The organism is Simiaoa sp. (assembly GCF_051972595.1).
Classification (GTDB): Bacteria; Bacillota; Clostridia; order Lachnospirales; family Lachnospiraceae; genus Acetatifactor; species Acetatifactor hominis.
Genome location: NZ_JBOKRY010000014.1, coordinates 1 through 11203, shown reverse-complemented (window position 1 = coordinate 11203; position 11203 = coordinate 1). Strand labels below are relative to the sequence as shown.

Sequence of the window (11203 nt, the reverse complement as noted above, 5' to 3'; positions counted from 1 at the left end):
TTGCAAATACTATGAATCGACCCAAATATGTCATGAATCGACCGTAGAGGACGGGTTGCACCCCCCAGAAAATACTATCCGCCAAAAGAACAGAATAAAAATTATTTTTACTTCACCTGTCGTATTCAGATGCAAAACGCTGCATAGAGCGGTACTATCTTTTTGTTATCTTCAAATGCGAAGTTTTTTGCAGAGAGTTTGATGGCATATGCAGGCTTATAGGTATCCATGTAGACCTTTAAACTCTTTGCTCTGGTATTGTCGGCAGATTTCACTTCAATCGGGATCAGCTGCCCGTCACGCTGAATAACAAAATCTATCTCCGCACCACGCTCAGACTCCCAATAGTAAGTATTGTAACCATTGATGGAGAGCTGTACATTGACGTAATTCTCCGTCATACCGCCCTTAAAATCATTCAATTCTTCAACCATATACAGAATATCATTGGCCGCCAGATCCTTCTTGGCACAAAGCAGCCCCAAATCCGAAACATATATCTTAAAAGCGTCGATATCACGATAATTTTCCAAAGGCTTTTTAATCTGCTCTACCTTATAGACCTGTGATACGATTCCGGACAGACAGAGCCATTCTATGGCATTCTCAAATTCAGACGCCCGCCCTCCTTTTTTCATCAGCTTATACTGAAAACGGGTATTTTTCTTCGAAAGCTGAACGGTAATATTGTCATAGGCAAGCCTGGTCTTCTTGATTTCATTCAGATTATTATACTTACTCATGTCGTTGAGATAACTTGCAAGAATGGTATCCTGTATATGGCGGATCAGGATATAGTCCCTTGTCTGGGCAAACTGCATCACACACTCCGGCATCCCGCCTGCTACAAGATACTGCCTGTAAAGCTGCATAGCCGCATCGTGGAGTGCCGCCGGCATCGGCTGATCTGTTGCAAAGCACCTTTTGATCTGCTTCACAAGATCTCCCTCACCCATAGCGATCATAAATTCCTCCATATCCATGGGATACAGGGTTTTCATATCCACCTTGCCCACAGGGAATGAGACCTTTTCTCTGTTGACAGCCACACCTAACAGGCTGCCCGCAACAATGATATGATAGTCTGGAGCGCTCTCGTTAAAATATTTCAGAGAAGTCAGAGCCCTTTCACAAAGCTGCACCTCATCAAATACAATCAGCGTTTTTTCTTTTACGATGGTCTGACCCGCAATATGAGACAAAATGGGGATCAGATAATCAGGACTGATGTTTTCTTCAAAAGTTTCATTCAATTTAGGATCTGTTTCAAAATTGAAATATGCCACATTCTCATAGTGAGTTCGTCCGAACTCTAAAATGGAGTAGGTTTTTCCCACCTGTCTTGCCCCTTGCAAAATAAGGGGTTTACGATGTTCACTTTCTTTCCACGTTTCTAAGAAGTCCATAATCTTTCTATACATCCTTCGTCCTCCATAAAGCTTCTGTGTATAGCATAATCCATATTCGTGTAAAAATCAAATGTTTTTGATGCTGATTTTGCACTATATTACATGAATGTTCTTGCGTTTTTAACATTTTTCTACCTTTACCACTATAAGCTATATTCCCATGGTAAATAGCAAATTTAACTTCCGTTTTGCAAAGGTAACTTCTTCTTGAATTATTTTTGCAAGATTAACTTCGGGATCAGCACCTTGAAAACAGAAATAAGTATTGCGAAGACAGTGCCAACTGGAAATTAGTATTGCAGGAGTGGACTTTAGTATTACAAACCGCTTGAAATAGGGCTTTTTAGCATGTTACTATACTCTTGAAGTCATATTTTACTGTATGCAAATAAGAAGTCGTCGCTTCGTTTGCATGTTTGCAAGGGAAACTTCCACCTCTGGGATATGGGTGACATGATCAGGAGATGACATTGGCAGTTTTACTTCAGCAGTTCAGGTTTTAGTATGATTTCATTAGCAGGAACAGCTTCCAGGTTAAGCTTAGAGGCTGTATCCGCGCCATAAAAGAAGCTGAATAGTTGATGTGCGGATCGATTATTCAGCTTCTTTCTTGTATAGGAGTTAATGTGACTCATCATCAGGTTGACTTTATCCTGTGTAAGAAAAGCAAATGATGTTTTCTTAGGAACAATCCTTCTGATGAATTCATGAGTTACTTCAATACCTCCTTTTTGATCAGGACGTTGCGGATCACAGTAAAACACATAGGTTCTGCGTCTTCCATCCTCATCAAACTCTATTGCCAATGGATCCGTAAATTCGCTTCCGCGATCTGCTAAGATGACCTGGAACATCTCACAGAATTGTTCCCGCCCAAGTATCTCATAAAGATGGTTCACCGCTTCTGTTACCGACTTGGCTGTATTCGCTTCCCTAAGATATGCCAGCATAAGGGAACAGTTTCTAAAGAATACTGTAAGCAGCACCTTTGTGGAATCCCTGGTGCCTTCTACCGAATCCATTTCCACCACGTTGAAATCAGGATGTCCTTTCATAAAAGTTTCAAAATCTTCGTAGGTACGCCCAATATGGCATTTCTTATCGACACGTACAACCTTTTTGGATTTGCGTTTTTTATAACGCACTTTTCTGGGAAGATCTATATTTCCAGCAGAAAGTATGCCGGCATCTATGTAGTTATAAATGGTCCTTTCATCTACCATGATTTCTGCTGCATTGTTCATACAAATTTGATGAATCGACTGGCCTTGTTTGATAAGAGGCGAAAGGATGGCATCAAGCCGATCCAGTTCTTCTGGTGTTATATCGATACCCTTACGGGAATCAGAACGTGTCTTTTCGTATGTTTTATGAGCTTCCTTTGCATCATAGAACTGTTTGGCAAGAGTACAGGAACGTACCTGTTTACATGAATTGCAAACATAGGGTGCTTTCTTTAGACTTGAACATTTTTCCTCTTCAAAATCAGGACAATTGACCATGCACAAAGCACACTCAGAACAGTATGTTTTTCCGTGCCATAACCGATTAATAAACCCACAGCTATCTTCGCCACAGATATACTGCTTAGTGCATCTCTTTCTGTGTCTGCATGGATTATAGCCTCTGGAACGCGTACCAGTATTTCGATAATCAAGATGGGCTTTCACTTCTTTAGAAACAGTTGATGGATCCTTGCCTATCAGAGCGCCTATTTCAACGAACGTCTGCCCCTCTTTTAAAGCTTTCTGTATGGTAATGCGATCATCCAGTGTCAGATGCTTATATTTATAGGATGACATGTACTTATCCTCCTTAGTCTTGCTGCCATCTCCTGACACTACTGAAGTGATTACCATTATTACACAAAAAAGAAAAGGAAGATCATCTATTTACAAGACTATCTTCCATCTTCATGTTTGTATGACTTATTTCTGTTTTATAAAATATAAAAACCTTAGTAACTGGAAGTTACTTTTTCAATTGAGCGCTATATTCCCATAGAGAAACGTGTGCCGCAAAATGCACAAAAAGCCCCGCCGCAGAGTTTTATCCCTGCGTTGGGGCTTCTGTATTACTTATTTTCTTAGTTCTTCTTTCTTCTTGCCAGCATTCCAGCGAGTCCGGTCAGGGATATCGCAAAGAGCGTCAGCCAGATACCGAAGGGATCTCCGGTCGCCGGAACCTTGTCCAGTTCCTGCGCCGAAGCGACGGCGGTATTGGCAGCCGCACCTGCCGTATTACCGCTGTCATTGTTGCCGCTGTTATCGCTGCCATGATTGCTGTCATTATTGTTGCTGTTATTACCACTGTTATTGCCGGAGGTATTGGCTGCAACCGTGAAGTTAGTACCTGCGATACCATTGTTCCAGACGATAGCAAAGGTATGACTGCCTGTAGCTAATGTCTTAAGGTATTCTGCCTTCAGGGTGATAATGGTAGAGCCTTCTGTTGCATCGTAGTTAGCAGGATCGATCACTTTTCCATCTACCTTTACAGCATGGAACCTGGAAATTTCGCCGTTTCCGCGGATCACGACAGTACCATCCGTATTCTGTGTCCAGGAACTGTTTGCGCCATCGATAATCCGATATTCCGGTGAAATGTAGATGATCACATTGACGGTAACATCTTCATAGTTCTCCGAGGTAATGGTCACAGGCACAGTCACCTTATTGTCGATATTGCCTATCGTCAGTGCAGACAATGTAAACTTCATAAGACCTGTTGTTGCATCTATGCTAATAGCTTCCGAGAGAACCCCGAGGTCACCGGCAGCCGTACCAAGTGCATAGCTTCTTGCGCCCGGCACAAGGTTCGCTATATTGATGGTCTGTGCGCCGGTCTTCGTGTACTCGAAGAATTCTGTAACATCTTCTACTGTAAGATCCGCCTTATCAATGGTCAGTGTACCCGCTTCAATCTCTGCTGTGGTGTAGTTCTTGCCTTCTGCCACGGTTAGGATCACCTGATAGGTTCCGGCGTTGGTGGGTGCTGTTTTACTTCTGGGATAGGTAGTACCGGAAGTACCCTCGTAGTATACCGTTACATCACCCATGTCGATCACACCGTTCTTAGTCTTCGCAGTCACCTCTTTCGGTTTGCCATCGTAGGTCTGCTTCTGGGAAAGATCCGGAGTCACGTCGAAGTTCCCCAGCTTGGGAGCTGCCTTAGTAATCTTCCAGGTCGTGGTGGCTGTTCCGGTATAATTGCCCTTGCCAGCGATGGTCAGAGTGATGGCATCATTTGCATTAATGAACGTATTACCCGCTTTGATGTCATAATCCGTGGGTGATGTCAAAATCAAAATATTTGTATTTTCACCAAGTGTTACCGAAGCAATTTCCACTTTCTTCGCTATACCATCATAAGTAAAACTGTTGTTGTTCAGCCGGATTGTCGCACTACTAATGTCCTTCGGCTTGATCGTGAATTTCCGGATTGCGTTTCCCGTGTAGTTCCCCTGTCCGGTGATGGTCAGGGTCGCTGTATTCTCGCCGGCATTGATATTCTCGTCGTAGCTGAAGTCAAAGTCTGTGCCAGAAGTCAGTATAGTATTGCCATCCGTCACAACCGGTTTCGGTTTAATAGCACTGCCGGTGTATGTCTCATCAGCAATCGCTCCAATCATATCCGCGGTAACAGCCTTCGGAGAAATGGTAAAGGGGTACGTCACCTCGCCGGTATAACTCTCGTTGCTGTCAGCTACTTTATAGGTCACCTTGTAAGTACCTGCATCTTTGGGTGCATTGCTGTTGCTATAGTTCGTACCATTCGCACTTGTACCCTCATACAGCACTTCCAGTTCGTCTGTAGGAACGTCGCCGCCGGTAACATGCAATGTACCGGTAGGCTGAATCACACCGCCGTCATAAGTCTTGTTCGTATAGGTCAGACCGTCGATCGTAACCGTCATCTTGTCCGTAGGATGGAAGGTCAGGGTTGCCTCAATATTCTCGTAGTTTGCGGAAGAGATGGTAACTATGCGTGTCTGGTCAGTCGTGGAGGTAATGTTCGCCGCAGTGATATAGGAAATTTTTCCAGCATCTTTATCTAATGTCAACGAATTCATCACATCACTGTCGAAGCCACCATTAACATTGGAAATCACAGCGCCTTCGGGTACCGCTCCCTCCGGGAAAAAGTCTTCCGCCGTCAGAGTGCCTGTCTGCGCAGTGCTACGGTTCTTTATAATATTTACCGTCTTACCTACTGTTCCGGTGTAGGTTCCTTTATCAATGGTGAATGTCGTACTTCCGCTGACATTATAGTTTCCACCTGCTACATCCGTAATTGTTACAGTAGCGGTGCCAGCATTGATATTATCTGCATAGGAAACACTATACTCACTGGCAAGAATCACATTTGCTCCGTCCTTTACAACCACAGTCGGTTTCTGCGCCGTACCATTGTAGGTTACGGGAGTCGTGACTTCAATGGTCGGAGTGGTAACCGTCTTCTCTTTAATGGCATAAATGACCCATGCGGATTGATTCCCCATCATAATTTCAGCCCGATAAGTGCCGGCATCCTTAGGTACGCCTTCCATCTCCTCGAATGAACCTCCGGTCTGTTTCTGATAGACAATCTTAGGCACATCAGGGAATTCCTCACCAGTAGCGTTATCACTGACTTTTACAGTAGCCACCTTATCGCTACCACTGTAGGTCAAAACCGTCGGTGCAGTAACCATATAGGTGGCAGCAAAATCACTTTCCAAATTACAGCCATCAGCGCTGCACGTTACTTTGATCGTATCGTCGCCGCCTGTGGTGTATGTCCAGCTGTGCTGATGAAGTCCCATGTACAGATTGCCCTTCTCATCCTTGGTGACTACGTATTTCTGCTCGCTTGTATCTGGAGTGAATATCTGTGCATAATCCAGCTCGGAATTCGTCGCACCGGTGGCAATCTTGATGTTTGCATTCGCTGAAGGTTCAGTGAATGTTGAGATGCCTATCCGGGCATTCGATGTCAGGCTTTTATCAATACTGATGACTGATTTGCGGAGCAGTACGAGATTCTTCGTTGTATTGTTAATGACCTTTGCATCACCACCAATTGTTAGCGAATCGTAAGACGAACCATCTACTCCGATTGTATTACCGGTAATGCTGCCTCCGAAAAGCTCCACGCTAGAATTATTGCTATATACTCCATAATCGCCTCCCTGAATCGTACCTCCATACAGACAAAGCTGTGCAGCATACAACCTTACAACGAACGATGGATTTGTTTCGCTATGATTATCTATTATTTCTATTTTCCCCGAATGACCTGTGCTGCAATCACAAACCGCAAGCTTGTGCGAATTTATATCAAAGACACTATTATATAATTTTGTAGAAATTGTATGTCCGTTCAGACAGATATTTACATCGCCGCTAATCTCAATAGATCCGTCGAGTGTAATATCAGCAAACAGATAATAATTGCCCGCTGGAAGAGTATATTTATTATTATACGTGGGCTTCTTTAAACTTTTTCCACCATATTGCAGTATCTGCTTCTCGCTGTCATAAGTCAAAGGTATCCACAGGGTATTGTCATGACCTGCCTCTGTACAGTCCGTCTTACCGCAAACGGCATGCTCGTGCAACATACCATTCATAAAAACAATGCTGTTTCCTATTAATTTCGATGCATAGCCATTATCACTATGAAAGCGTTCCGCATCCGTATCCTTCATTTGGTAGGAACTTTTGCCTTGCGCCACAACCTTATAGTCTCCCGCGCTAATTTCACTTGTTCTTACATCAATATGTGCCTCACTATCCAGTCCGGGAGAGGCAACGTTGATAATCGTTCCGTTACAAGCGACATTGTTGGCTTTTGTAGAGCTACCTTTCGTAAGGTTGTCTTTGATCACTGCTTTGCCACTAACGGTGAATGTGCTATCGTCGCCGGAATTTCCTCCATATAATTCCACACCGCCGCCACTCATTTGGGCCCTATTACCAGTAATACTACCTCCGTTCATTGTGAAATTGCTTTTACGGCTTAAATACACACCGCCACCATAAACCCCTGCTGTGTTACTGGTAATCTTTCCACCATTCATTGTGAAAGAACACCCATCAGACACATATACACCACCGCCGTATTCTTTATCAGAAGCAGAAGGTGCATCAACTGTGTTTCCGCTGATCTCCCCTCCATACATGGTGAAGCTGCTATTGACATATATACCACGCCCTACACTTCCCTCTTTATGAGTAATTTTGCCGTACTCCGTCTTCTCACCCCTGCAGTCGGTCAAAATAAACTGTGCATAACTTGATGTCTTGATTACATCTACATTCGCATTTGCAGTGATGTTATAACCATTCAGGCAGAGTACCACTTTAGCATTTGGAAGATTCCATGTCTGCGTCCGGTCGATATCCTTCGTCAAATAGTAATATCCGCCTGTTTTAATTTCACTAAGTGAAGAGACACCCTTCCATGCCTCGTCGGTGTCCGCGCCGCCATGGTCACAGTTCTTACCGCAGATAGGATGCTGATGCAGCGTACCATTGACAAGCAGGATCTGATCACCCACCTGTCGAAATTCACAGTCACCAGTAGTTTGGTCAGCGGTAAATGTACCGTCTTTATAGTCATCAGCAGCACCTGTAGCTATGGCAACATAGCTGCCCAGTGTCGGTAAATTCTCTGTGGTCACACCGATACTGGCAGTTTTGTCAAATCCTCCTTGGCCAATGGCCATCGTCGCACCATCAGGCAGGTAGACATTACTCGTTGTGTTATCAGAGACTTTAGCCGAACCGGATACTGTAAAATGACCCATATTACCATATGCGGATTTTACGTACACACCGCCTCCGTATTTAGCAGCTCTGTTACCAGTGATCTCGCCACCGGTCATATTAAAATTCCAACTCACATACACACCACCACCATATGTGTTCGTCGTATTGCCCCTAATTGTACCACCACTCATATTGAAAGTGTCGTCAGTGGAGCCAGCAATGTTCACTCCGCCGCCACCGCCAAAAGCCATATTATTGCCAGTAGCTTTGTTATTTTCAATAGTGCCACCGCTCATATTGAAAACGCTCTTAGAATTGATATTCACTCCACCGCCATATTCACCTGTGTTATTACTTATTGTTCCATCGTACATATTGAAAGTGCTGTTTTGCTCCATGTACACACCGCCGCCTATACCTACATTGTCACTATTTGTAGTAAGGTTTTTGGCTTCGTTCCCGGTGATACTGCCGCCGTACATATTAAAAGTACCACAATACATGTCTACGCCTGCACCTTTAAGTTCCTTATTGCCAGTGATACTGCCACCGTACATATTGAAGGTACCTTTCGACACATCTACTCCTCTGCCATCATACTTATCGCCATTACTATCCGTTCCGTGAGTGATTTTTCCACTGCCCGTACAGTTGCAGAGGGTAAATGTCTTCCCGTTCCCTACTGTAATACCAGAATCTTTAGCTTCCACGGTGATCGTATGCCCATTTAAACAAAGTACTACACCGTTGACAAATCTCCAAGACTCGCTCAATGTAACATCATTCATCAGATAGTAGTTACCTACCACCGTGGGCAGTGCAGATGTCTCTTTCCATGCCTTAAAGGTGACTTTGTCAGTCTCCGTATGTCCGACTTTATTACACTCATCTCCGCCACAGAGATAATGAATGTGTGTTTCACCTTCCGCCACCGTCATCGGTGCATTCATAGCCTCAGAAATGGCATTAAGTCGTGTCATATCCAGTTCTGCGATCTGCTCCTCGGTCAGTGACTCCATAGCCTCGTCAATAGCTTCCAGCTGCTCACCGACACTTTCTGCATTGTCTTCCGTCACTGTCTCCGGCAGAGCATCGATGAGTGCCTGTACCTTCTGCACTGCTGCCTTCTTCTCATCGTCTGCCGCGGTGTCCTGCGTGCCGGCATCATTATCGCTAATGCTTTCACCAGTGGATTTCACAGTATCGGGGGCTTCGCCCGCAGTGGGATCTTCCGTACCGGGAGTTGCCGCAGTGGTGCTCTTATCGGACGAAGTCTCTTCCCCCGGTGCCGCCACTGCTTCTGCTTCCTTCTGCTCTTCCGCAGAGTCTGCTTCCTGCTGTTCTTCCGGCTCTGCCGCAGGGGCTGCTTCCTGCTGTTCCTCCTGCTCTGTCACCGCATCAGCCTCCTGTGCGAATGCTGTCATGGGCAGTGTTGAGAAACAGAGAATAAATGCCAGTAACATGCTCAATACTCGTTTTTTCATAGCGTTCTACCTCTTTCCGACGGGCATAGTGATACCCATTATCTTAAAGATAACGTACCACACTTTCTCTCGGCAAAACCATTTTTTGCATGAATCGACCCAAAAATGACATGAATCGACCGTAGGGGAAATTTTTCGTTCAATAGTCACCCGAGATTCCCGTTTTGTAAACGAGTTTCTTCCGAAAAAAAACGCACCGACGAGGGTGCGTTTCTCCTGGTTCTATATTTTATTTTCTTACAACTTATTTATCATCCACGCTGTAATTCGGAGCTTCCTTGGTGATATGGATATCATGAGGATGGCTCTCCTTCAGGGATGCAGCGGATATCTTCACAAATCTGCCGGTCTCCTTCAGAGTCTCGATATCCTGTGCACCGCAGTAGCCCATACCGGAACGGAGGCCACCGAGTAACTGGAATACGGTATCTTCTACGCTGCCCTTGTAAGCCACACGACCTTCGACACCTTCGGGTACCAGTTTCTTCGCATTCTCCTGGAAGTAACGATCCTTACTGCCGTTCTCCATAGCTGCGATAGACCCCATGCCACGGTATACCTTGTACTTTCTGCCCTGGAACAGCTCATATTCTCCCGGGCTCTCCTCACATCCTGCGAACATGGAACCCATCATACATACATTACCGCCGGCTGCGATCGCCTTGGTAATATCTCCGGAATACTTGATACCGCCATCTGCGATGATGGGAATACCGTATTCCTTTGCCACACTGTAACAGTCCATGATAGCGGATACCTGGGGAACACCGATACCTGCAACCACACGGGTAGTACAGATGGAACCGGGTCCGATACCTACCTTAACGGCATCTGCACCTGCCTCGATCAGTGCACGGGTTGCATCGCCGGTAGCTACGTTACCTGCGATCACCTGCAGATCGGGATATTTTTCCTTGATCATCTTCAGGCAGTTCAATACGTTCTGGGAATGACCATGTGCGGAATCCAGTACGATGACATCAACCTTGGCTGCTACCAAAGCTGCCACACGATCCAGTACGTTAGCGGTAATGCCTACGCCGGCACCACAGAGCAGTCTGCCCTGGGAATCCTTGGCTGCCAGAGGATATTTGATGGTCTTCTCAATATCTTTGATGGTGATCAGACCCTTTAAGTTAAAGTCCTTGTCCACGATGGGGAGCTTTTCTTTTCTTGCCTTTGCCAGGATCTTCTTCGCCTCTTCCAAGGTGATGCCTTCGGGAGCGGTGATCAGACCTTCGCTGGTCATGGACTCTTTGATCTTCTTGGTAAAATCGGTCTCGAACTTCAGGTCACGGTTGGTGATGATGCCGACTAATTTTCTGCCCTCGGTGATAGGTACGCCGGAGATGCGGAACTTCGCCATCAGTGCATCTGCGTCTGCCAGAGTATGCTCGGGAGACAGAGAGAAAGGATCGGTGATGACACCATTCTCGGAACGCTTTACCTTGTCTACCTCTTCTGCCTGTGCCTCGATAGACATGTTCTTATGGATGATACCGATACCACCCTGTCTTGCCATAGCGATCGCCATGCGATGCTCGGTAACGGTATCCAT

The 11203-nt window shown here is 45.3% G+C and carries 4 protein-coding genes; all 4 read right to left on the bottom strand.

Translation table 11 applies throughout. The features are described from left to right. Window positions 1-125 precede the first annotated feature (125 nt). On the bottom strand, window positions 126-1421 hold the full coding sequence (locus tag ACTRDR_RS07020) for an ATP-binding protein (RefSeq protein WP_440526643.1): 1296 nt from the start codon (window positions 1419-1421) through the stop codon (window positions 126-128). 467 nt (window positions 1422-1888) lie between these two features. Continuing rightward, on the bottom strand, window positions 1889-3211 hold the full coding sequence (locus tag ACTRDR_RS07015; protein WP_440526642.1) for an IS30 family transposase: 1323 nt from the start codon (window positions 3209-3211) through the stop codon (window positions 1889-1891). A gap of 284 nt (window positions 3212-3495) precedes the next feature. After that, entirely contained in the window at window positions 3496-9645 is a 6150-nt protein-coding gene (locus tag ACTRDR_RS07010; protein ID WP_440526641.1) for an MBG domain-containing protein, read from the bottom strand. A 244-nt stretch (window positions 9646-9889) separates the two neighbouring features. Beyond that, the coding region (guaB, locus tag ACTRDR_RS07005; protein WP_440526640.1) for an IMP dehydrogenase at window positions 9890-11203 on the bottom strand (1314 nt) is incomplete at its 5' end.

Coding starts and splice junctions, on each gene's coding strand:
- ACTRDR_RS07015 (WP_440526642.1), bottom strand. CDS start 3,211: ATGTCATCCTATAAATATAAGCATCTGACACTGGATGATCGCATTACC.
- ACTRDR_RS07010 (WP_440526641.1), bottom strand. CDS start 9,645: ATGAAAAAACGAGTATTGAGCATGTTACTGGCATTTATTCTCTGTTTC.
- ACTRDR_RS07020 (WP_440526643.1), bottom strand. CDS start 1,421: ATGTATAGAAAGATTATGGACTTCTTAGAAACGTGGAAAGAAAGTGAA.